17 protein-coding genes, 1 tRNA gene and 1 pseudogene are annotated in these 21,786 nt (G+C 64.5%); 8 read left to right on the plus strand and 11 right to left on the minus strand.

The genetic code is table 11. The annotated features are described in order from the left end of the window. The first annotated feature begins 226 nt into the window (after window positions 1-226). Window positions 227-1,756 carry an acetyl-CoA carboxylase biotin carboxylase subunit gene (locus tag QME71_07270; GenBank protein ID MDI6858093.1) on the plus strand — a complete coding sequence of 510 codons (1,530 nt, stop codon included), beginning with the start codon at window positions 227-229 and terminating at the stop codon, window positions 1,754-1,756. Beyond that, a complete protein-coding gene (locus tag QME71_07275) occupies window positions 1,735-2,250 on the plus strand; it encodes a biotin/lipoyl-binding protein (GenBank protein MDI6858094.1) in 516 nt (171 codons plus the stop codon). Before QME71_07270 ends, QME71_07275 begins: the two co-directional genes overlap by 22 nt. On the opposite strand, the gene QME71_07280 is transcribed toward QME71_07275, so the two are convergent. Continuing rightward, window positions 2,169-3,323: a YihY/virulence factor BrkB family protein gene (locus QME71_07280; protein ID MDI6858095.1), complete on the minus strand. Its 1,155-nt coding sequence runs from the start codon at window positions 3,321-3,323 to the stop codon at window positions 2,169-2,171. The two genes, QME71_07275 and QME71_07280, sit on opposite strands and share 82 nt — an antisense overlap. A gap of 317 nt (window positions 3,324-3,640) precedes the next feature. Between QME71_07280 and QME71_07285 the strand changes: the two genes are divergently transcribed. Further along, window positions 3,641-4,573 (plus strand): twin-arginine translocation signal domain-containing protein, encoded by a 933-nt coding sequence (locus QME71_07285; protein ID MDI6858096.1) that lies wholly within the window; start codon window positions 3,641-3,643, stop codon window positions 4,571-4,573. Window positions 4,574-4,609: 36 nt separating this feature from the next. Here the strand turns inward: QME71_07285 and QME71_07290 are convergent, their stop codons facing one another. Further along, window positions 4,610-4,804, minus strand: a complete 195-nt coding sequence (locus QME71_07290; GenBank protein ID MDI6858097.1) for a hypothetical protein — start codon at window positions 4,802-4,804, stop codon at window positions 4,610-4,612. 148 nt (window positions 4,805-4,952) lie between these two features. On the opposite strand from QME71_07290, the gene QME71_07295 reads away from it, so the two are divergent. The 3 genes and pseudogenes from QME71_07295 to QME71_07305 all read left to right on the plus strand — a co-directional run bounded on the left by QME71_07295 (window position 4,953) and on the right by QME71_07305 (window position 6,218). Further along, window positions 4,953-5,027 (plus strand) — tRNA-Gly (locus tag QME71_07295). A 204-nt stretch (window positions 5,028-5,231) separates the two neighbouring features. Then, window positions 5,232-5,723 (plus strand): annotated as a pseudogene (locus QME71_07300) (SRPBCC domain-containing protein). An 18-nt stretch (window positions 5,724-5,741) separates the two neighbouring features. Continuing rightward, the gene (locus QME71_07305) at window positions 5,742-6,218 is read left to right on the plus strand and encodes an SRPBCC family protein (protein ID MDI6858098.1); all 477 of its coding nucleotides are present in this window, start codon (window positions 5,742-5,744) and stop codon (window positions 6,216-6,218) included. A gap of 152 nt (window positions 6,219-6,370) precedes the next feature. Here QME71_07305 and QME71_07310 read toward each other — a convergent pair whose 3' ends face one another. After that, a complete protein-coding gene (locus QME71_07310) occupies window positions 6,371-8,125 on the minus strand; it encodes a thiamine pyrophosphate-binding protein (GenBank protein MDI6858099.1) in 1,755 nt (584 codons plus the stop codon). A 218-nt stretch (window positions 8,126-8,343) separates the two neighbouring features. Here QME71_07310 and QME71_07315 point away from each other — a divergent pair, with 218 nt between their 5' ends. Further along, the gene (locus QME71_07315) at window positions 8,344-8,766 is read left to right on the plus strand and encodes a PPOX class F420-dependent oxidoreductase (protein ID MDI6858100.1); all 423 of its coding nucleotides are present in this window, start codon (window positions 8,344-8,346) and stop codon (window positions 8,764-8,766) included. Window positions 8,767-8,791: 25 nt separating this feature from the next. On the opposite strand, the gene QME71_07320 is transcribed toward QME71_07315, so the two are convergent. The 7 genes from QME71_07320 to QME71_07350 form a co-directional block, all read right to left on the minus strand. After that, complete coding sequence (locus QME71_07320; GenBank protein ID MDI6858101.1) at window positions 8,792-9,868, minus strand: ATP-dependent 6-phosphofructokinase; 1,077 nt, start codon at window positions 9,866-9,868, stop codon at window positions 8,792-8,794. Between the two features lie 183 nt (window positions 9,869-10,051). Beyond that, window positions 10,052-11,446, minus strand: a complete 1,395-nt coding sequence (locus tag QME71_07325) for a sulfatase (GenBank protein MDI6858102.1) — start codon at window positions 11,444-11,446, stop codon at window positions 10,052-10,054. Window positions 11,447-11,526: 80 nt separating this feature from the next. Then, a complete protein-coding gene (locus QME71_07330) occupies window positions 11,527-12,699 on the minus strand; it encodes an acyl-CoA dehydrogenase family protein (GenBank protein ID MDI6858103.1) in 1,173 nt (390 codons plus the stop codon). A 61-nt stretch (window positions 12,700-12,760) separates the two neighbouring features. Beyond that, a complete protein-coding gene (locus QME71_07335; GenBank protein MDI6858104.1) occupies window positions 12,761-13,654 on the minus strand; it encodes a hypothetical protein in 894 nt (297 codons plus the stop codon). A 130-nt stretch (window positions 13,655-13,784) separates the two neighbouring features. Beyond that, entirely contained in the window at window positions 13,785-15,131 is a 1,347-nt protein-coding gene (locus QME71_07340) for a class II fructose-bisphosphate aldolase (protein ID MDI6858105.1), read from the minus strand. Between the two features lie 23 nt (window positions 15,132-15,154). Continuing rightward, window positions 15,155-16,135 (minus strand): ATP-dependent 6-phosphofructokinase, encoded by a 981-nt coding sequence (locus tag QME71_07345; GenBank protein MDI6858106.1) that lies wholly within the window; start codon window positions 16,133-16,135, stop codon window positions 15,155-15,157. 141 nt (window positions 16,136-16,276) lie between these two features. After that, window positions 16,277-17,455 carry a thiolase family protein gene (locus tag QME71_07350; protein ID MDI6858107.1) on the minus strand — a complete coding sequence of 393 codons (1,179 nt, stop codon included), beginning with the start codon at window positions 17,453-17,455 and terminating at the stop codon, window positions 16,277-16,279. Between the two features lie 238 nt (window positions 17,456-17,693). Here QME71_07350 and QME71_07355 point away from each other — a divergent pair, with 238 nt between their 5' ends. Further along, the gene (locus QME71_07355; protein MDI6858108.1) at window positions 17,694-19,430 is read left to right on the plus strand and encodes a serine protease; all 1,737 of its coding nucleotides are present in this window, start codon (window positions 17,694-17,696) and stop codon (window positions 19,428-19,430) included. A 147-nt stretch (window positions 19,431-19,577) separates the two neighbouring features. On the opposite strand, the gene QME71_07360 is transcribed toward QME71_07355, so the two are convergent. Continuing rightward, window positions 19,578-21,728 carry a PAS domain S-box protein gene (locus tag QME71_07360; GenBank protein MDI6858109.1) on the minus strand — a complete coding sequence of 717 codons (2,151 nt, stop codon included), beginning with the start codon at window positions 21,726-21,728 and terminating at the stop codon, window positions 19,578-19,580. Window positions 21,729-21,786 lie beyond the last annotated feature (58 nt).

Below are 21,786 nucleotides of genomic sequence, written 5' to 3' on the forward strand. Positions count from 1 at the left end.
ACCGGTCTTCCTGCTGAAGCGTCGTTCAGCCGCAAGCCTGCCCGGCCGGCAGGCGGGCAAGCACCGTTCGTCTGCTGAAGCGACGTTTGGCGCAAGCATCTCTCGTGTTGTACCGGAGCGGCCCCGCGACGGCTTCGCCTTGTCAGGGTGAGGCTTTGTATGTTAAGAAGGAGTTGTTCGTGGCACCACGAAAGGTGTTCTGCGGTCGCCTTCAGGGAGGGTGAAGGTGTTCAAGAAGCTCCTTATCGCCAACCGTGGCGAGATCGCTTTACGAGTGATGCGCACCTGCCGTGAGATGGGCATCTCCTGCGTCGCGGTTTACTCCGACGTCGACCGTGCGGCCCTCCACGTCCGTTACGCTGACGAAGCGTACCTGCTGGGTTCCGGCGCGCCGAAAGAGAGCTACCTCAACATCGAACGCATCGTCGAGATCGCGCGGAGGTGCGGCGCCGAGGCCATCCACCCCGGGTACGGCTTTCTTGCGGAGAACGCCGCCTTTGTCGACGCGTGCAACGAGAACGGCATCGTCTTCATCGGGCCATCTTCCGAGACGATGCGGATTATGGGCGACAAAGTGGCGGCGCGGCGTCTGGTGGCGAGCGCGGGTGTGCCCGTAGTGCCGGGTGAGGACAACGTGAGGACGGCGCTTGAGGCGCTGACGGCGGCGGAGCGGCTCGGCTATCCGGTGCTCATAAAGGCGGTCGCCGGTGGTGGGGGGAAGGGCATCCGCGTCGTGCACGGCGTGCGCGACATGGAAGCGGCCCTGAGCATCGCCGGCAGCGAGGCGGCGAGCGCGTTCGGCGACCACAACCTCTACATCGAAAAGCTGCTCGATCCGGTGCGTCACGTGGAGGTGCAGTTTGTGGCCGACGGCGCCGGCAACGTCCTCGTCTTCGGGGAGCGCGAGTGTTCAATACAGCGGCGCCATCAGAAACTCGTTGAGGAATCGCCGTCGACGGCTCTCAGTCCGTCCCAGCGCGAGAGCATGTGCAGCGCCACCGTCACCGTCGCCCGGGCGTCGGGCTACGCCAACGCGGGCACGGTCGAATTCCTGCTCGATGCGGGCGGCGACTTCTACTTTCTCGAGATAAACAGCCGGCTACAGGTGGAGCACCCGGTGACGGAGATGATAAGCGGCATGGACCTGGTGGCGGAGCAGATCCGCGTCGCCGCTGGCGAGGGGCTCTCGCGACGGCAGGAGGAGATCGTCCTGAGCGGCTGGGCGCTGGAGTGTCGCATCACCGCCGAAAACCCGTACGACGACTTCCTTCCCTCGCTGGGCCGCGTCGATTACGTCAGCGAGCCCCACGGCCCGGGGATCCGCGTTGACAGCGCGCTCTACTCCGGCTGCGATCTCCCGTACTATTACGATCCCATGGTTGCCAAGGTCATCGCCTGGGGACGCACGCGCGACGAAGCAATCCGACGTATGCGGCGGGCTCTCCGCGAATTCGTAGTTGTGGGCGTTGATACGAACATACCCTTCCATCTGCAGTTGCTCGACGACCGGCGCTTCCTGGACGGGCAGCTTCACACGCGCTTCCTTGACGACTTCACGATGTTTCCCGCCGAGCAGGATGACGAACGGAACGCCGCCCTGGCGGCCGCTGCCGTCCTCACCCATCAGAAGACAAACCACCGGGCGCCCACGCCGGAATACGATGACGGCAGCCGATGGCGCGCGGCAGGCAGGCTGGCAGAAGCCAGAGCGACGACCTGGCCGAGAGGTCCGCAGTGGGGAAGAAGTATCGGCTGAAGCTGGGGGAAGAGGATATTCAGGCCGAGGTGGAGGATGCCGCGGACGGGACGCGCGTTTCCATCGACGGGGCCTGGCACGACATAAGCATCGAGCGGATCGGTGACAGCGCTCAGTACTCGCTGATCATTGATGGACGCCCGTATCGTCTCTTCGCCGAACAGACGCCTCACGGCTACTGCCTGATCGTCAACGGTCGGAGCTACAACGTAGTCACTCTGCGCACGTCCTCGCGCGGCCCCGCGCCCGGCGACATCGCCGCCGCACCGACGGCCGAGGGCGAATGGGTCCTGTCGTCGCCGATGACGGGAGTCGTGCAAAAGATCTTCGTGTCGCTGAACGACGTGGTGGAACCGGGTGAGGTGCTGATGATAATTGAGGGCATGAAGATGCAGAATGAGCTGCGCGCGCGTCACGGCGGCCAGGTGAAGGCGATATACGTCAGCGTGGGCCAGCAGGTGGAGAAAGGAACGCCGCTGCTGGTCCTGCTCTGACCGCGGGCTGCCGGTGTTCTTTTTCGGGGTTCCATTACCGAGAGTCCGCCCATCATTCCCGCCAGAACCGACCAACCGGCCGGCAACGGTGTCACTGCGGCATTCGTGCGCCCTGAACGAGAGTCCGCGGGCGGCCCGGACCGGGAAGCCGGCGTCCTCCGGAAAGGAAGCGGCCGCGCCTGTGGCTGTGGCGTCGGCTTCTCAGCAGGGCCGCCTCCGACTCTCTCTTGCTCCAGCACCGCGTTAACCTGGGCGCCGAGCAGGAATATGAAACTGGTGAGGTAGAGCCATATCAGCAGGATGACGACGCCTCCCAGGGCGCCGTAGGTGGAGTTGTACGACCCGAAGTTGGATACGTAGAGGCCGAAGAGATGGGTCGCGAGAAGCCAGCCGGCGGTGAAGAGTACCGAGCCAGGCGTAATCCATCTGAACGGAAGGTTCTTGTTCGGCGTGGCCCAGTACAGGAAAGCGATAGCGAGCAGGATGGCGGCGATGGCAAGGGGCCAGCGCACGAAGGTGAATAGCGTAGTCGCTGCGCCGCTGAGGCCCATCCTTTCCGCGATATCCACGCCCGCCGCCTGCCCGACGACGAGGGTCAGGAACGCGAGTATGACGGCCGCGCCTGCCAGCAGCGTCAGGCTGAGCGCGAGGAGATACTTACGCCAGAGCGGGCGCTTCTCTTCCACGTCGTGCACACGATTCATCCCCTTGATAATCGTGTTGACGCCGCTGGAGGCGGCCCATACAGCGCCGATGATGCCGATGGAGAGGAGGCCGGGGTTGGTGCCGGCAAGGATGCTGTCCAACTGCTCGCGGAGGACGCTGGCGGCGTCGTCAGGGATTGTGTCGCCGATGGCGTTGATAATGCGATCGGTCGGGTCGTCGACATTGAAGACGTCGGTCACGAACCCGGCGAAAGCGGCGATGAAGATGAAGAACGGGAAGAGAGCGAGGAAGAACCGGTACGACATCTCGGCGGCCAGGCCGCTCAGATCGTTACCGGATATCTTTTTGATAAAGGTCTTCGCGAGGTCAATCCAGCGCTGAAGGCGCATCGTGAAGCTCCTTCTCATGATATTGCCGCCTGCCGGGGGCCGTTTCAGTGGCGGGGTACCGAAAGGCCCTCCGGTGGCGACATCATCTTACATCATAGGAGGCTGCTATTGAGAAAAAATGAAGCGCGCTGCGTGGGGCGTGAAGGCTGCGTGAACAATAGCGCGCGTTCTGAATCTGCGACGTCAAGCCTACATGGAGTGGACTTCACTTCTCTCAGACCCTTCCCTCTTGACCCCGCGCTTTCCGAAGGCTACTGTATGAGCCCCAAGGGGTGAGGAGGCAGGGACAGCGGGGACGGGCCTCCTTCCAGTCGGGATTCTTTCGGAGGCCCTGTATGGTGCTCGGACATCATATAAGCAGACGTCGGTTTCTCATTCTGACGGCAATGGCGGGAGCGGCCGCCGGCCTTGGCCTTTCCTGCCGGCCTCCGCCGCCTTCGCCGGCCGTCCCTCTGCGCGGACGCGCCCAGGGCCCTTGCCACCTGGCGTGGGCCTGGAAGTTCGCCGTCGACGGCCCGCCCGAGCAGGTCGCCTCGGTACTCGCGCAGCATAACCTGGGCATCATTCTCAAGACTCATACCGGCACGCAGTGGATGTCGACGCAGGACACGTCGCCCTACGCCGTCACAGGGCCGGTGCAGGTCGCGGTGCTGGCGGACTACTTCGAGAGCTACGGTATCCCCTTTCACACGTACTGCGTGCTCCACGGCGTCGACCCGGTACGGGAGGCGGAGATGTGCGCGGACGTCGCCAGCGCCGGCGCGCGAAGCGTCATCGTCGACCTGGAGCCGTACGACGGGTACTGGCGGGGCACGCCGGAGGGGGCGATTGCGTTCGGTCAGGAGTTCCGGCGCAGGCAGCCGGGTGGCGTCCTGCACCTTTGCGTCGAGCCCCGGCCGTGGCAGCTCTCGCGGGTGCCCGCGGCCGAGTTTGCGTCCTTCAGTCAGGCCGTCGTGCCCATGGTCTACTGGGAGTCGTTCAACACGGCGGAGAACGTCAGGCTCTTCCAGCAACATGGCTTTCCTCCCGGACCGGAGGGCGTGACGCCGGAGTTTCTGCTCGACGTGACGCAGAGCGTGCTGGGCGGCTACGGGCTGCCGATAATTCCCATCGGCCAGGGCGCGTCGACGATCGAGAAGTGGAAGCGCTTCGTGGTGAGGGCGTCGCAACTGGGGATGAGCAGCGTGTCGGCGTGGCGGTACGGCGTCACCAACCCTGATGTCTGGATGCTGCTGAAGTACTGCAAGCCCGCCGGCCTGACCTGGTAGCGCCGCCCCGGCTTTCTCTCCCCCATCCGCTCGTCATCAGCCGGATTCGCTCTTCGGCCTGGCCTCGCGCTCTCTTCTGGGGCGCGGACGCGCGCGCTCGCCGCTCGCGAACATGAGCGCGGCAAGCGACAGACCGAACATGGTTGCCGTCCACTTCATCTGGGCGTCGATAACGCCCGACCAGAGGAGCCCTATGAGGATTGCCAGCGTTACCAGGAAGATGTTCGACATCTCGATTCCTTTCGAGCTCGGGCCTACGGCTCGATTATAGCATCACGCGCGGCGCCTCGCGGGGAAGCGTTCTTATTGAGGCGGGAGAGCGCATCGTGTAGAATGGTGAAGGCGCCGCGAGGGAAGGGCGCCGCCTCTGTGACTGAGAGCGGGGGTAGCTCAGCGGAAGAGCTCCTGCCTTCCAAGCAGGACGTCGCGGGTTCGAATCCCGTCCCCCGCTCCACTCCTTTTTCCAATCCCACCTTGTCACCTTTGCGCTGATTCGACTCGTGGCGGTTGGTTGTCTGTCGGGCAATGCTTGTGTGATCCGGCGGCGGGACAATTAAAGGAAGACACGGGCCCGGCGAACGCGGGGGCCCGTCAAGATTGCGAGGAGAGGGCGCAGCTTCGAGTTGTGAAGCCGTGACGGTCGCAGAAGGAGGAGGAAATGGTAGCGGAGAGAGAGCCGGCGCCTGGGCCGGAGGAATGGGAAGTCGTTATCAGCCGTGTATTCGATGCCCCGCGTGAGCTCGTCTTTAAGGCGTGGACGGATTGCGGTCTGTTCCGACGATGGTGGGGGCCGAAAGGCTACACTACCCCGTTTTGTCAGATTGATGCCCGTCCCGGCGGCCAGTTTCTCAGTTCAATGAGGTCGCCGGAAGGGCAGGACTACTGGAGCAAGGGCGTCTGCCGTGAGCTGGTTGCGCCGGAGCGGCTGGTGATGACGGACTCCTTCGCGGACGAGAAGGGGAACATCGTGCCGGCCTCATACTACGGGATGGGTCGGGACTGGCCCATCGAGATGCTGATATCGGTGAGGCTGGAAGAGGACGAAGGCGGGACGCGGCTCACTCTCAGGCACGGGGGCACGGGCGCGGTGAGCGCCGAGGCGCGGCGCGACATGGAGCAGGGCTGGAACGAGAGTTTCGACAAACTCGTTGAACTGCTGCAAGAGGAGATGAGGCTGGGGACGCGCTTCGTTGCCGAGCCGGGCAGTCAGACGGTACTCGTCAGCCGGATATACGACGCGCCGCGAGAGCGCCTGTTCAAGTTGTTCACGGACCCCGCGTTGATACCGGAATGGTGGGGGCCGAAAACGATGACGACTACCGTCGACAGGATGAACGTGAGGGCAGGCGGGAAGTGGCGGATTGTCCAGCGCGACGCGGACGGAAACGAGTTCGCCTTCAAAGGCGTTTATCACGACGTTTCACGCCCTGAGCGCGTCGTCAACACGTTCGAGCACGAAGGCGAGCCCGGACACGTGATGCTCGAGACCGTTACGTTCGAAGAGATGGGCGACAAGACGAAGGCGACGGACAGGGTGGTCTTCCAGACCGTCGAGGACCGGGATGCGGCTGTCCAATCGGGTATGGAAAGCGGCGCCGTCGAGAGCATGGAGCGCATGGCGGAGCTCATAGCCAAGCTGGAGTGAGGCTCATAGCGGCGCTATCCGTCGTTGAAAAGGCGAGGAGCGGTCGACGGCGCGTCTGACATGCGACCTCCGTGATCCGGAGCACCCGCCGGGCGGAGACGGGGCATCGGCAAGACTTGTAGAAGTATGATAACCGTGAATGAGGCGACGCCTCATATTATTTCACGGACCCTGTCGCTGAGGACTGTAAGCACGATCTTCGTGCGGTTCGGCTCGCCGCGCGCGAGCGCCTCGGCGAACGCCCGCACCTGCGCGAGCGTGATCTTCGGCGGCCACGGCGGCTCGTTCGGGTCTACAAGCGCCTCGACCACAGCCGGCCCGGGGTAACTGAGCGCTTCCTTCAGCACGGGGCCTGCATCCTGGGGCCTTTCGATGGTGAAACCCGCCGCCCCGAATGACCGCGCGACCATCGCGAAATCGACCGGTTGCAGCTCTACGGCGAACTCGGGGTTGCCCTCGAAGATCATCTGCTCCCAGCGGATCTCACCGTAGAAGTTGTTCTTGAAGATGACTACTTTGACCGGCAGGTCGTACTTGACGCAGGTCGCGAGCTCGCCCATGAGCATCGTAAAGCCGCCGTCACCCACGACCGCTACGCATAGACGGTCGGGGAAGGCGACCTGCGCCGCGATGGTGTAGGGGAACCCGTTCGCCATGGTGGCCAGGTTGCCGCTGAGCGAGAACTTCGTCCCGTTGCGCATCCGGATGTGGCGGGCGGCCCAGGTGGCGATCGTGCCGCTGTCTGCCGAGACGATCGCGTCGTCGGTCAACAGCTTGTCGAGCTCGTGCGCTACCACCTGCGGCTTCATCGGCATGTCGCGTCGGGTTCCCCGCTCCTCCATGAGCTCCCACCAGTTACGCATCCCGTTTTGCGCCTTCTCCAGGAATTTGCGGTCCTCTTTCCGCTGCAGGAAGGGGATGAGCGAACGCAGGACGTCGTGGGAGTCGCCGGGCAGCGGCAGCTCGACGGGGTAGCGCTGGCCGATGCGCGACGGATCGATGTCGATTTGCACCGCCCGCGCCTGGCCGGGCTTGGGATAGTACTCAAGGTAAGGGAAGCTGCTGCCCACGATCAGCAGGGTGTCGCACTCCTCCATCGCCTCCTGAGATGGGAGGGTGCCCAGAAGCCCGATGCCGCCTGTGGTGTAAGGACTGGTATCGGACACTACGCTCTTTCCCAGCAGTGCCTTGATTATGGGGGCGGCGAGCAGTTCGGCCACCTGCTCCAGTTCGGCTCCCGCGTTCAGAGCTCCCTGTCCCGCAAGAATGGCGACCCTGCGGCCCTCGTTCAAGATCCGCGCTGCTTCCTGTAGGTCTTCCAGAGGGGGACAGCCGTGGATGCGGCCGAATATGTCCGCGCTGTGGCCGCGGATATTCCCCGGTGAGCGGTGCTCGTGGGAGGTAGTCTGCGCCTGCACGTCCTTTGGTATTGTGAGACAGGAGACGCCGCGCATCGAAAGGGCGCGCCGCATCGCCTCGTCCACGGCGTTGTCGACGTGGGCGGGGCCCGTCACGAGCTCACTGTAGACGGCGACGTCGGAGAAGAGCCGCTCCAGGTCGACGTCCTGCTGAAAGCGTGTGCCGATGAGGTCGTGGAAAGTGTGCCCTGTGATGGCGAGAACGGGCTGACCGTCGAGCTTGGCGTCGTAGAGGCCGTTCAGGAGGTGGATGCCGCCGGGACCGCTGGTGGCGATGCACGTGCCGAGGCGGCCGGTGAACTTGGCGTAGCCGCAGGCGGCGAAGGCAGCCGACTCCTCGTGGCGCACTTGTATGAAACGGATCTTGTCCTGGCGCTTGCGCAGCGCCTCGAAGAGAGGGTTCACGCCGTCGCCGGGCAGCCCAAAGATCGTGTCCACTCCCCAGTCGATGATCCGCTCGATGAGCAGGTCGGCCGTCGTCTTCGCCATAGCGTGGCTCCTTTCATCCTCTCGCGGAAGGTTGCGTTCTTGATCGTCATATTAGGTCGGTCCCATAACAAATTGGTGAAGAAAAAGGCAAAGGCGTTAACGGAACGTAAATGCTTCTCTGCGCCTGGCCGGGCTGCGGCTGGTGCGAGGCCGCGATCTATGGGATAGACTAATTGCCGAGCGGCCGTGGATGCGGCAAGGGAGAAAGGAGGCAACACATGGCGCTCACTTCCGAAGAGATACGTGTGTTCCTCGGCCAGCCGAACATCGCGGTAATGGCGACGGTCCGGCCGGACGGGCGGCCTCACGCCGTGCCCATCTGGTACGAGTACGATGACGGAGAGTTCGTCTTTCACATGGGGCCGACGTCGGTGCGCTACCGGAACCTTCTTCGCAACAACAGGGCTTCTCTCTGCATCGATACGAGGACCCCGCCTTACAAGGCCGTGATCGTCGAGGGCGAGGTCGATCTGCTCGAGGGGCTGGACGACGAACGGACGGAACGGATGGCCGCGCACTACCTGGGAGAGAGGGCGGGCAAACGGTACGCCGCGTCGGTAAAAGGTACGCGCGTCATTATCGGACGGCTGCGGCCCAAGCGGACGATCTCCTGGGACTACGGGAAGGGCGACGACCCGTAGCAGCTTACCCCCGGAGAACCGGCGCTCAGGGGGCGGCTCTTCGTCGCGCCCGCTCCGACATGGTCATCGAGAGAAAGAAGCGGCTGCCCATTTCATAAAGCTGCGGCGGCACAAGGTTGGTCTTCCCTGCGACTTCCGAAAGGGGGACCGGCACGATTTCGTGCCCCTTGACGGCCGTCATCGAACCGGCCATGTCGCGATGCAGGAAGTCGACCGCGGCCGAGCCGACGAGAATGCTCATGTAGCGGTCGCGCACCGTGGGCGTGCCGCCCCTTTGCAGGTGGCCGAGAACGGTAACCCGCGTCTCTGTGCCTGTGATGCGCTCCACGTGGTCGGCGACGCGCTGGGCGATGCCCCTCTCCGACAGGCGCACGTGCCCGAATTCGTCGATGGTGGTGGGCCTGACGGGCGGCTTCTCGATGCCTATGACCTCTGTGCCCTCAGCGATCACGACCACGGAGAATCGCCGGCTCCGGAGGCGCCTTCTTACGTGCGCCACCAGGTCGTCTATGCTCACCGGCACCTCGGGAATGGCGATGAAATCGGCTCCGCCCGCCATGCCGCCGACAATGGCGAGCCAGCCGGCCTCGCGCCCCATAACCTCGACGACCATCGTCCTCATGTGCGACCTGGCCGTTCCCTGGAGACGGTCGAGCGCTTCCGCCACAACGTTTGCGGCGGTGTCGAAGCCGATGCAGAAGTCCGTATGGGGGATGTCGTTGTCGATCGTCTTGGGGACTCCCACGACCTTCACACCACGCTCTGCCAGGCGGGCCGCGACGCCAAGCGTGTCGTCGCCGCCGATCGCGACCAGGCCGTCTATTTGATGACGTCCAAGGTTACGGACCACTTCGTCGAGGCCACCCTCTCTCTTGCCGGGATTGGTGCGGGAAGTCCCGAGGATGGTGCCGCTGAGCTGGATTATTCCGTGCACGTCATCCCGACTCAGGTGGTTGACCTCGCCGTTGTCGAGCAGTCCCGCCCAACCGTGTCTTATGCCCAGCACCTCATCCTGCAGTGACCAGGCACGCTGTGCGACGCCGCGTATGGCGGCGTTAAGCCCCGGGCAATCGCCGCCGCCTGTTAGTACGCCGATACGCAAGTCTATTGACTCCTTCGTAGTATTCGCCTGCTATTCCTCTCGCCCCAACGAGACCATTGCGCCTATGACAGTCCGGGGACTGTGGCTGCAAATGAAAGATGCGCCTGAGCTGCGGGACGAAGGGAACGAGCGCAATTACATGATCTGATGATTGCAGGGGAAAGTCAACCCGCGCTGAGGCTGTCAGACCCTGTACCAACTGCTGTCTATCTGTTTGAGCACCTCGCCGTAGACAGGGAGCGGCCCGCCTGCCGCTGCAAGGACCCGTCGCTGTATCTCCTCCACAACGCCCTGTTCCTCTTCCGCCAGGTTGTCCTGCTGGAGGGAGTCGGCGCTCAGGTCGAAGAGTTGCGGCTGGCTGCCGTCGTTCCTGCCGATGTAGACCCAGCGGTCGTCGCGGTACCAGACGTAGTTGTTGAAGCCGGAGACAACGAAGTCGCGGGGACGGACGTCTCCCCGGGCAAGGGCCGCGAGGTCGACGCCGTCAAGCGGGGCGGGCGGCTCGATGCCGAGCGCCGCGTACACGGTGGGCACGATGTCCTGATGCTGCGCGAACATCGAGACCCGCTTGCCCGCGCCGGCGCCGTCCGGCAGCCGCACGAACAGCGGCACGTCCATGAGCTCGTACCACATTCCCCACGATACCTTGCCCGTGACCCCGTGCTCGCCCAGTTGGTGGCCGTGGTCGGATGTGACGATCAGGAGGCAGTTTTCCAGCATGCCGAGGTCGCGCGCGCAATCGAGGAAGCGCCCGAGCCAGCGATCGACCATGGTCACCTCGCCGGCGTAGCGTGCGCGCATGTGCCGCAGCTCCGCTTCTGAGAGGTAGTCGCTGGGGCCGTAACTGGGGGAGATGATGTCGCGGCCGGTGTATCCGGGGTCATACATGTCGATGTACTCGGCGGGCGGGTCCCAGGGCTCGTGCGGGTCGAAGCAATCGACGACAAGGAAGAACTTTCCCGCCTTGCGGTTTTGCTCCAGCCAGCGCATCGCCTCCCGGAAGACGCGCGGCGCCTGGCAGTCCTCTTCGCCCTTTCGCTCCATCTGGTTAGCGAAGTGACGCGCCAGCAGCGTCTGCAACCACTCGCGGCGGAATCCGGAGATGCCTTCCGGCGTGTGGCGCTCCAACACCTGCTGGTCGACTGTCGCCGCCGGCCCGTATGAGTCCATCTCCTGGCCGCGGATCCATCGCCACTGGTTGAAGCCGCGGTGGAAGTTCATCGATGGTTTGAACTGGTGGTAGGCGTCGGTCACGAAGCCCGTCTGGTAGCCCTCTCCATTGAGGACTTCCGCCAGCGTCGTCTGCTCCTCGGGGATGCGCTGCCAGCCGTAGGACCGGACGATGTCCCCTCGCTGGGGGACCCAGTTCCTGAACGGCCACGTGCGAAGTCCGGTGTGGAGGGTGCGCCGCATGGGAATAGTGGGGAGCGATTCGGGGAAGGCGCGCGTGAACGTGATGCTTCCTGCAGCAAGCGCGTCGAGCGTGGGGGACTTGATCCAGTTGTTGCCGTAGCAGCCGACGTGATCGGCGCGCAGGCTATCCAGTACGATGACGATGCTGTTCACTTCTCTCTCCATTCTGCCTCAATGTCTCGATCATGGACAACAAGAACCGGCCAGAGAGCGGTTCCGCGGGTGGGGGCGGGGCGTGCTTGCGGCTATTGTCGCGGCAGCCCCAGACCCCTGGTGGCGATGATGTTGCGCTGAATCTCCGACGTGCCGGCGGCTATCGTCGAGCCGACGGTTGCCAGATAGGCGCGGCTGAACCGCCCTTCTTCGGGCGCGTCCTTGCCGCGCAACCCGCCGTGGAGCCCGAGTAGCTTGACGCCGGTGTTGGCGATGCGCTGCCCAAGCTCGGAGGCGTACGTCTTCGCCATCGATGCCTCGTAGTTTGGGATGAGGCCGCGCGCCTGCATGGTGGCGATGCGGAGAGACATCATGCGGGCGACCTCCGCCTCGATGCGGCGGTCTGCGAGCTCGTAGCGGAGCGACGGGTTGCGGGCAAAGGGGCTGGCCCGGCCGCCTTTCTTGGCCAGCTTAATCATATCTTCGACAGTGAGGCGGGCGGCCACCGCCGAGCCGATGTTCGAGCGCTCGAAGTCCAGCGTGGTGGCGGCGATGTACCAGCCGCGGTTCTCCTCGCCGACGAGATTGCGCTTGGGAACGCGCACGTTGTCGAAGAAGACCTCGTTGAATATCGCGCCGCCTGCCATGTCAGGGAGCGGGCGCACGTCGACGCCGGGACTCTTCATATCAACGAGAAGGTAGCTTATCCCTTTGTGCTTGGGGGCCTCGAAGTCCGTCCGCACGAGGAGGAACATCCAGTGCGCGTACTTGGCGTAGCTCGTCCATATCTTCTGTCCGTTGACAATATAGTCGTCGCCGTCCTTGACGGCGCGTGTGCGCAGTGAAGCGAGGTCGGAGCCGGCTTCCGGCTCGCTGAACCCCTGGCACCACATCACCTCGCCGGAGAGGATGCGCCCCAGGTGCTCCTTCTTCTGCTCCTCGCTGCCGTGGACGATGAGCGTGGGGCCGAGCATGGCGACACCCATTCCGCCTACGCTCGGGGCGCGCATCAGGGCGAACTCCTCGTTCATGATGAACTGCTCCATCACCGAGAGGCCGGCGCCGCCGTACTCCTTCGGCCAGGCGGGCGCTATCCACCCCTTCTTCGCCAGCTTGCCGCGCCACTCCGCCAAAGCATCGAACATCGTGACCAGCTCTTCGGTCTCGATGCGCGTGTTCCGGAAGCGATCCGGCAGCTCAGCCTGAAGGAAAGAGCGCACCTCCTGGCGAAACGCCGCTTGTTCCTCATTGTCTCCGAAGTCCATGATTTGCTCCTTTCGGTGAGGGCCCGACCGCCGTTTTGATTGCCTCCGCTTGCCTTCGCCTTCAGGCGTACAGCGGGGAAGAGTCCTTCATGAAGCGGTACATCATCCGCATCTCCGCCACCCTTCGCCCGTCCTTCTCGTTCAGGTACGAGTCGAACCACAGGTATTCCGTCTTCGCGGTCTGCCCGAGGTTTATCACCTCGCCGCCGGCGACGTACGGTCTAGCTACGAATACGGGCCCGTTCACGTTTCGCAGCTCGATGGCGCCGTAGAGCGGCACCGCCTCGCCGATCTCTTTCTCTGCCAGGTAGGCGACGAGCGCGAGCCACATGACGTCGACCATGTTGCAGGTGGTGGCGATGGCGCCTCCCCAGGGAGAGGGGCCGGCGTACCAGGGGAGAGGGTCGGTGCTGAGGCGCAACCGCTCCTCGATGGCCTCCTGCGTCACGCTCACTTCGACTTCGGGAAAGCGGTCACCTACCGCGGACGGCGCAAGGATGCGCAGCTCGCCGGGCGGAAAGCGGTTGAGGTCGCGGGCGAGGAGCGCGGAGACCGCGTCGGGCGAGCCGGCGGCGGCCGTCCCCTCGCCGATGCGGTTGCCGTTAGGGCGTTTCCCCCAGACCTGCACCTGCGCATCGGCCGCGCCCGCCGGCGGCGCGGCGACGACGGCGCGCACTTCCTCGCGGTCGGTGGTCGCTTCCAGGAAGTAGAGCGATAGGTTGCCGCGCTCGAACCAGCGCTGCCCGAAGGCTTTGAGGAGCAGAGGCGGGAAGAGCTCGGAGTGGATCGAGCCGGCGACGGTGCCGCCGCGAAAGCCGAGCCGGCCGGCCGCTTCGTCGTCGTGGATGCTGCCCTTGAGATCGATGCTCCGGTTCACGGGCTGGCGCCAGGGCCCGATGAGAAGGCCCTCCTTCTCTTCGATCTGGCCCAACACGTCGTCCATGCTGACGACCATCGAACGCCCCCGTCGACTCGGCCCCGGTTGCCGCTATTGTAGCTCAGAAGTCGGCTGAGTGAAACGTTCCGGGTGAGAGAGCGAGTACGCCGGCGGGCGAGAAGCGGTCGCGTTGAGGGGAGAGCCGTGCCTACGCGTAGTTGTCGAGGAGGGCGCGGCGGCCGTCTATGCTGAGCTGTCGGAACAGGAAGGCGAAGCGCTCCTTTAGCCCGCGGCGCAGATCCGACCGCGCGTCTTCGGGCAGTTCCCACATCTGGCGCTTGAAGGGCCCCAGTGCGCGCTTTCGGTTGCTGTAGATGAACTGCGCCTCCGTCTGCCCCGGCTTCCATTCCTCCGCGTGCTTCTCCTTCAGGTACGCGTGTATCTCCTGACGAAGCGTCTCGGGGAAGAGCGGGCTGTCGTAGACCATGTTCTGGAAAGCAGTGGCGAGGTGTATCTCTGCCGTGCCGACCTCGCGGAAGCGATGGAACAACTCGTCAGGCAGCGTGGATGCGCCGTGCTGCACAGCCCCGGCCATGCCGTACTCCTCGCGGGCCACGCGAGACATCTCCTCCAGCGTTTCGAAGGCGATTGCGACCTCCGCCATCGAGCCGTCGGGCAGCACCACGCCGCCGTGGCTGCTCCCGGTTTGCACGCTTATCTTGCTCGGCCCCGTCAGATTGCCCAGTTCCGCGCGCAGGCCGTCCATGAAGGCGCGCAACTCCTCCGGCGTGCTGTTCTTGCCGCCCACCTCGCCGATCTCGACGCCGATTGATATGGGGTCGCCCGGCGGCTCGATCGAGCGGATGAAGCGTATCATCTCCGCTGCGACTACAAAGTTGGGCCGTTGCTGCTCCCTGATAGACGGCTGTGAAAGATCGACCAGCGTCGAGCTGTCGACGTCGATGTTGAGGAAGCCGGCCCGCACGGCTTCGTCCGTCAGCTCGCGCAGCGACCGCAGCTCGGTCTCGGGGTCGGAGCGGTAGCGGGAGGCGTTGACCTGGAAGTGGTCGCCCTGGATGAAGAGCGGGCCCGAGTAGCCCTCACGTATGGCCGCTGCCTCAACATTCGCGGCGTACTCAGCGGGACGCATCGCCGTGTAGCCGATCTCCGAGCGCGCGATCTCGAATATGATCGGCCCCGTTTCCAAGTCGCTCGCGGCCTGGAAGACGGCGCGGGCGGCGTCGTAGGGGAGAATGCGCAGGTTGAGGGCAGGGACGGTGAACCCGCCCTCCTCGCCGCGGCCCATCGCCGCGTACAGGCGCTGGATGGACGCGGGCGTGGCGTTCAGAAGGGCGGCTGCCTGGCGTATGGTCTGCCGAGCAAACTCACGGACAGCGTCGGTGGGCGCGAAAACGGCGGCCCGGATGAGTCCGTCTATCGCCTCATCGCGCAGGCGCGCCGGGTCGGTAACCTCAGCGACTCGTTCTTCCTCGAAGGCGAGAATGCCGGCAAGGCTGCGCTTCAACTCTTCTTTTGATTGATGAGAGATGGCCACCGACAACCGTCACCTGTTCTGGACTAGCGGGTAAGGCGGCGCGTTAACTCAAGGAGGGAGCTATCGATCTGGCGTCGGCCGGACAGCACCTCGTCGAGCGGCGTCAGATGCGGCCTGCCGGCGACTTCGCCGACCATCAGGCCGCTCTTGCCTGAGAGCAGCGTGTCGACCGCGAGGGCGCCGAACTTGCTCCCCATCACCCTGTCGCGCGCGGTCGGCGTGCCCCCGCGCTGGATGTGGCCGAGGACGCAGACGCGGTACTCGCAGCGCAGGCGCGTCCACACCTGGTGGGCGATACCGAAGGCGCCGCCCATCTCGCCTCCTTCCGCCACCACGATTATGCTGCTTCGCCGCCCATGCTGGAAGCCTTTTTGGAGGTGTTCGCAAAGAAAATCTATGTCGACTGGCGCTTCCGGCACCAACACGTCGTCGGCGCCGCCGGCCACGCCTACCTCCAGGGCGATGGCGCCGCATGTGTGGCCCATCACTTCCACGAAGAAGATGCGTTCGAAGGACTCAGCCGTGTCGCGGATGCGGTCGATGGCTTCGAGGGCGACGTTCACCGCCGTGTCGAAGCCCAGCGTGTACTCGGTGCCCGGCATGTCGTTGTCGATGCTGGCGGGCACGGCGATTATGGGTATGCCGCATTCGTTGGAAAGGGCTACCGCGCCCCGTAGAGAGCCGTCGCCGCCGAGGACGATGAGGCCGTTCACCTTAGCTTCCAGGAGTTTCGCGGCTGCTATTGCCCGGCCTTCCGGCGTCGTAAACTCGGGGCACCTCGACGTTCCGAGAATCGTCCCTCCGCGCTGGATGATGTTGCCGACGGTGCGTTGCGTGAGGGGGAGGGTCTTCCATTCTATGAGGCCCTGATAGCCCCTGAGCACTCCCAGCACGTGGACCCCCTCGCTGGCGGCGACTCGCACGATGGCGCGGATGCAGGCGTTGGTGCCGGGAGCGTCGCCGCCGCTCGAGAGCACGGCTATTCTCTTTGCGCCGTTGTTCATTGCCTTTTCCTTGCGGCTGCGCAATTTCAAGCGAACACAGGCAACCCCCGCAGGCTGCCTGTGCGATTCTCGGATCAGGAGAGGAGTATGCCCATCGGGGTATACCCTCAGGAGGAACAATCGTCCAGGGCAGCGATGGTCTCAGGAGATGCGCTCGAAGACGCTGGCGATCCCCTGTCCACCGCCGATGCAGAGGCTCACAAGGCCGTAGCGGGCGTTCCGCCGCTCCATCTCGTACATGAGCTTCACGGTGAGGATGGCGCCGGTGGCGCCGATCGGGTGTCCGAGGGCGACGGCGCCGCCGTTGGGGTTCGTCTTCTCGATATCGAGACCCAGCTCTTTGATGCAGACGCAGGCGACGGCGGCAAACGCTTCGTTCAGCTCAATCACGTCCATGTCGTCGGCGGTCAGGCCGGCGCGCTGCAACGCCTTCCGGACGGCGGGAACCGGCCCCTCGCCCATGAGCGACGGCTCCACGCCCGACTCGCCGCGCGAGACGAGGCGCAGACGCGGACGGATGCCGAGTTCATCGGCCTTGCGCCGGCTCATCGCCACCACCGCGGCCGCGCCGTCGTTGATGGCGCTGGAGTTGCCGGCGGTCACGTCGCCGCCCTCCTGGAAGGCGGGCCGAAGGCGACTGAGGGCTTCCATGTTTGTATCGGCGCGTGGTGTCTCATCGGTATCCGCTATCTTCGTCTCGCGCCCCACCTTCACTTCTATGGGCACGATCTCGTCCTTGAAGCGGCCGGCGTTGATCGCGGCTACGGCCCGCTGGTGGCTGCGCAGCGCCAGCTCGTCCTGCTCCTGCCGGGAAACGCCGTACTTCCTGGCCAGGTTTTCGGCCGTCACGCCCATGTGCGCCTTGCTGAAGGGGTCGCTGAGCACCATAAGTATGCCGTCCTCGAGCTGGCCGTGGCCCAGCCGGTAGCCGTAGCGCCCGTGGCGGACATAGAAGGGGAGCATGCTCATGTTCTCCGCGCCGCCCGCGAGAACTGCCTCGGCATCGCCGCACAGGATCCAGCGCGCGGCCGTATGTATGGCCTCGAGACCGCTGCCGCATATCCGGTTGACGTTGTAGGCGGGGACTTCGATGGGGAGGCCGGCCTTTACGGCGGCGTGCCGGGAGATGTAGGCGTCCTCGAGTACCTGCCCGACGCAACCGAGCACCACCTGGTCGACCTGCGAAGGGGCGATGCCCGCCCGTTCCATCGCCGCTTTGAAGACGGCAGCCGCTAGGTCGGAGGCGGGGACGTTCTGAAAGACGCCGCCCATCCTGCCGATGGCCGTGCGCGCTCCGCTTACGAGGACAACCTCCTCCATTGCATGCTCCTCTCTAACAAGACAGACAGGGGTGGACGAGGCAAGTCTAGTGCAGAGGTACGCTATCAATCAATCAGATGAGGCCGCTCCTGATGGCGGACCGGCACGCATCCCCCAAAGACGGATGGCGGGCCGCCGTCGTCTACCGACAATTACTTCAGGGAGGCAGACGAGTGCCCGATAACGGGAGATTTTGCGTCCGGCCGCAGGCCGGCGCGCTCGAAAAGAGGTTAGAGAAATGAAGAGCTTAAAGATCATGTGCGGCGTCTTTGCCGCGGTGATCGCCGCGGCCGCCGCCTGCGGGGGCGACGGCGGAGGCGAAGGGCCGCGGCCGCCCCAGGCGCCGGTGGAGACGCCGGAGAGACTGGATGTGGAGGACCTCTCGCGTTCGGTCGTAATGGTGGCGCCGGGCATCTACGAGGGCCGCAGTTTCGAGCCCGTTGCCAGCGGCTCCGCCACGATCATCGACGATAGCGGGCTTCTACTCACCAACTTCCACGTCGTCGACCCGGATTCCGTCGGTGAATACGAAGACATCGGCATATACGTGGCCGGCGAGCCCGAAGAAGTCCCGGAACTGACGTACTTCGGCGGTCTTGCAGCCTGGGACGAGGAGATCGATCTCGCCGTCATCCGCATCACCCGTAACCGCAACGGGATCGAGATCGACGCTTCCGCGCTCGACCTCGATGAAATCAGGCTGGGCAGCGTCGATGACCTCGAGATCGGCGCTCCGCTCACCATTCTCGGCTATCCCGCCATCGGCGAAGGTTCGCTCGAGCTCACGAAAGGCTCAGTAAGCGGCTTCGTCGCCGGGGAAGGACGCAAGCAGGCGTGGATCAAGACGGACGCCCGCCTCGCGCCCGGCAACAGCGGTGGCGGCGCCTTCGACGAACGGGGCTACCTGGTGGGCGTGCCCAGCGCGGTCTACTACGTCGAGGAGCTGGGGCTCGAAGGCTCGGGACGCATCCGTCCCATCGACCTTGCGTTCGAGCTCCTGGAGGAGGCGAAAGCGACGAAAGCGGCGGTCATCCCGCGGCCGCAGCAGTCTTCACCGGACATTTACGAGCTGGACCTGCCGCTCTTGGCCGCCGAAGACATCGGCCCCGGTTTCGTTCTGGGAGAGGAGGTCTTCCTCACAAACGAGGACCGGGCATCGTGGTACCTCGATCCCGAGGAGGCGATAGCGTTCTACGAGGCGTACGGCCGCGTGGGCGGGGTAAGGCGTGTCTTCGACAACATCGACGCCGCGGAACGGGCGGGCGATATCCCCGTCTTCATTTTCGCGCAACTCGATCTGTATGAGACGGAGAGAGGGGCCGCCGGCGCGACCTCAGGCTGCGAAGAGTTTCTTGACACGGCCTGGGAGTTCGTGACCGCGGTGGGCTTCGAGTTCTACGAGCCCGAATACCTGTCGGACCCCATGCTGGGGGACGAGGGCTGCACCTTTGCGACGGAAGAGATCGTATCTTCGCCCGGTGAGCCGCCGCTGCTGCTTGCCTTCACCGGCTTCCGGCAGGGCAACGTGCTCGCTGTCGTGGGAGTGTTGACGCTGGAAGAGGGCATGTCGTATGAGGGGCTGGCGTATCTCGCCGGCGCCCAGAGCGACCTGCTGGCCTATGAGATGGGGCTTGTCGCGCCGCCGAGGCAGCCGCCGGCTCCAGCGGCGCCCCCGCCGCCGGCGTCGCCCGCCGGCTATTCGACGCCTGAAGAAGCCATCGGCGTGTACATGTACGGTCTCGGCCTCGGCTACAGCGGCGACTGCTACTGGACAACGGAGGACGACATCGGGTCCTACTGCTCCATGCTGGCGGAGGACCGGGGCATGGAGCGGCTCTATCTCGTGGGACTGGCCTTCTCTGAGGCCGAGGCGTGGATACTGCTGGAGCAGTTCCCCGACGGGTCGTGGGCAGGAATCGACGACATGGCCGTCGAGTACGATGGCTGGGGCAATCTCCTGCCATGCCCCTGGTGACGGCAATCGGGCGCGGTATCGACGGGACGGGGCGCGTGCAAGCCATGCGTCCCGTCTGATTGTCCGCCTCAAGAGAGAAGCAGATGGGCGCGGCTGCGATCGGCGGAGGGGATCAGGTCCCGGCTGCAGCGCGGCGGGCGCGCAAGCTCAGGCGGCCATTTCTTCGAAGGTGCGCAGGGCGATCTTCTCGATCTGTCCCTTCTCCAGCGCGCGCATGAAGGCATCGACCACCTGCGGTGAGTAGCGCTTTCCCCTCTGCGACTGGATCTCCCTGACTGCTTTCGTTGGGGGCCAGGCCTTCTTGTACGGTCGGTCGCTCGTCATGGCGTCGAAGCCGTCGGCCACGGCCACGATAGCAGCGCTGATCGGTATTTCCGTTTCGCTCAGCCCATCAGGGTAGCCGCTGCCGTCCCAGTTCTCGTGGTGCCAACGGGCGATCTGGCGCGCCTTCTCCAGCCAGACGTGGCCGGCGAGAAGCTCATCGCCCCAGACCGTGTGGAGTTTCATCACCTGCCACTCTTCGGGCGTCAGGTCGCCCGGCTTGGTGAGTATTGAGTCGGGGACGCGCAACTTGCCGATATCGTGAAGAAGTGAGGCAAGGCCGATCTTGGCGCTTTCGTCCGGCGGCAGGCCGAGCTCGTCGGCGATTGCCTCGGAGTAGCCGCGAATCCTGCTGAGATGGTCTTCGGTGTAGGGGTCGCGCGCCTCTGCGGCTGCTGCGAGGAGCGTGACAATCGTCTCGTAGGCGCCCTGTTTCTCCTCGTCGATCCGCTTCCGCTCGCTGATATCCTCTACCACCCCGATCCGACCGGTCTGTCTTCCTTCCGGCGAGATTACCGGTCTGGTCATTACTCGGACCCATCGCGTTCTGCCCACAGAGTCGACGATGCGCAGCTCGCGGGCGAACTCGCCCATTTCCTCTGCCGCCGATGCAGTTTCCATTATCGTTTCGTCGCGGTCGTCGGGATGGAGAACCTTTGTCCAGCCATGGCCGAGGCATTCCTCCGCTGTCATGCCGCCGATGGCCTGCAGGTACTCGTTTAGATAGACGCAGTTGCCCGAGGAATCTGTGAGGAAGATACCGACCGGAGCGAGCGCGCAGAGAGAGCGGAACTTCTGCTCGTTCTCGCGCAGCGCTTCTTCCGCCTTCTTCCAGTCGGTAATGTCGCGCACAGTGCCGACTGTCGCCAGCGGACGCCCTTTTTCGTCGCGGATAAGTGCGCGGTTGTCGCTGAGCCAGCGGTATTCGCCGTTCTTGCACTTCCAGCGGTACTCAATAATCGGGCCGTCCCGGTGTTGAGCCGGCGAGCTGGGGAGCTGATCGGGGGACGTCCGGTACTTTTCGAGATCGTCCGGATGGACCCTTTTCGTCGTTCCTCGGAGCCCCATATCGATGAGCTCCTCAGGGGTGAACCCGCAAATCGAAAGGACGGAAGGGCTCATGTATTCGTAGGTGCGGGCCTGATGGTTGAGCTTGTAGATGATGTCGCGCGATACATCAAGGACGTTGCGGAAGCTCTGCTCGGAGATTTGGAGTTTTTCCGTCCGCTCCAGCAGCGCCTCAGTCATGTGGTTGAAGTCGTCGGCGAGGGCCGTGACCTCCTCCGGGCCGGAGACATGGGCGCGGGCCTCGAGGTTTCCGGAGGCGATCGCGCGCGCGTTCCTCTGTAAAGCCGCGAGGGGGCGCACGATTCGGGCAGTGGCGAAGCCGAAAGTCGTTATCGAAAACACAAGGACGGCGAAGCAGGAGGCCACGAGGAGCCACAGGGTCAGGTTGAGAGCGCTGTTTGCCTCGGCTCTGCCGGCCGCCAGATCGGCATCAAGCTCTCCGGCGATGTCGTCGAGAATCGCCATCATCTGCTCGACCTGCGGCCACAGTAGCGGCTGGTACTGCTGGCTCACGGAGGTGCGGGTGAACTGATCCGCGGCCAGGGACCAGGCGAGCACGCTGTCCACTTCGGCGCGCACCTCTCCAAGGTGCCGTGACAGCTTTTCGACCGCCGCCACCTGCGCCGTCGCGCCGAGCGATTCAAGTGCGGTGCGGGCGCGCGCTAGCTCCCTGTCCCCCTGTACCTGAGCGTTGTAATACATCTTGACGAGAGGGCGGGCGTCGGGGGCAACTGCCGCGGAAGTGAGGGCGATGGCGCCGCGGAAGAACTCGGCGCGCGCGTTCTGGAGGGCAGTGACGGCGCTCGCCCTCTCCTCAAGCGTATGATTCCTTTCCCTGTCGCTGCGGACGCGCCAGGCCATCAACACGACTATGCCGCTAAGCAGCAGAAGAAGCAGGAGGTTGGCCAACAAGGCCCAGCCGCGCGCCGATCGTGGTCTTAACATCCGATAGTCGCGTACCTGTCGC

Source organism: Dehalococcoidia bacterium (assembly GCA_030018455.1).
Classification (GTDB): domain Bacteria; phylum Chloroflexota; class Dehalococcoidia; order DSTF01; family JALHUB01; genus JASEFU01.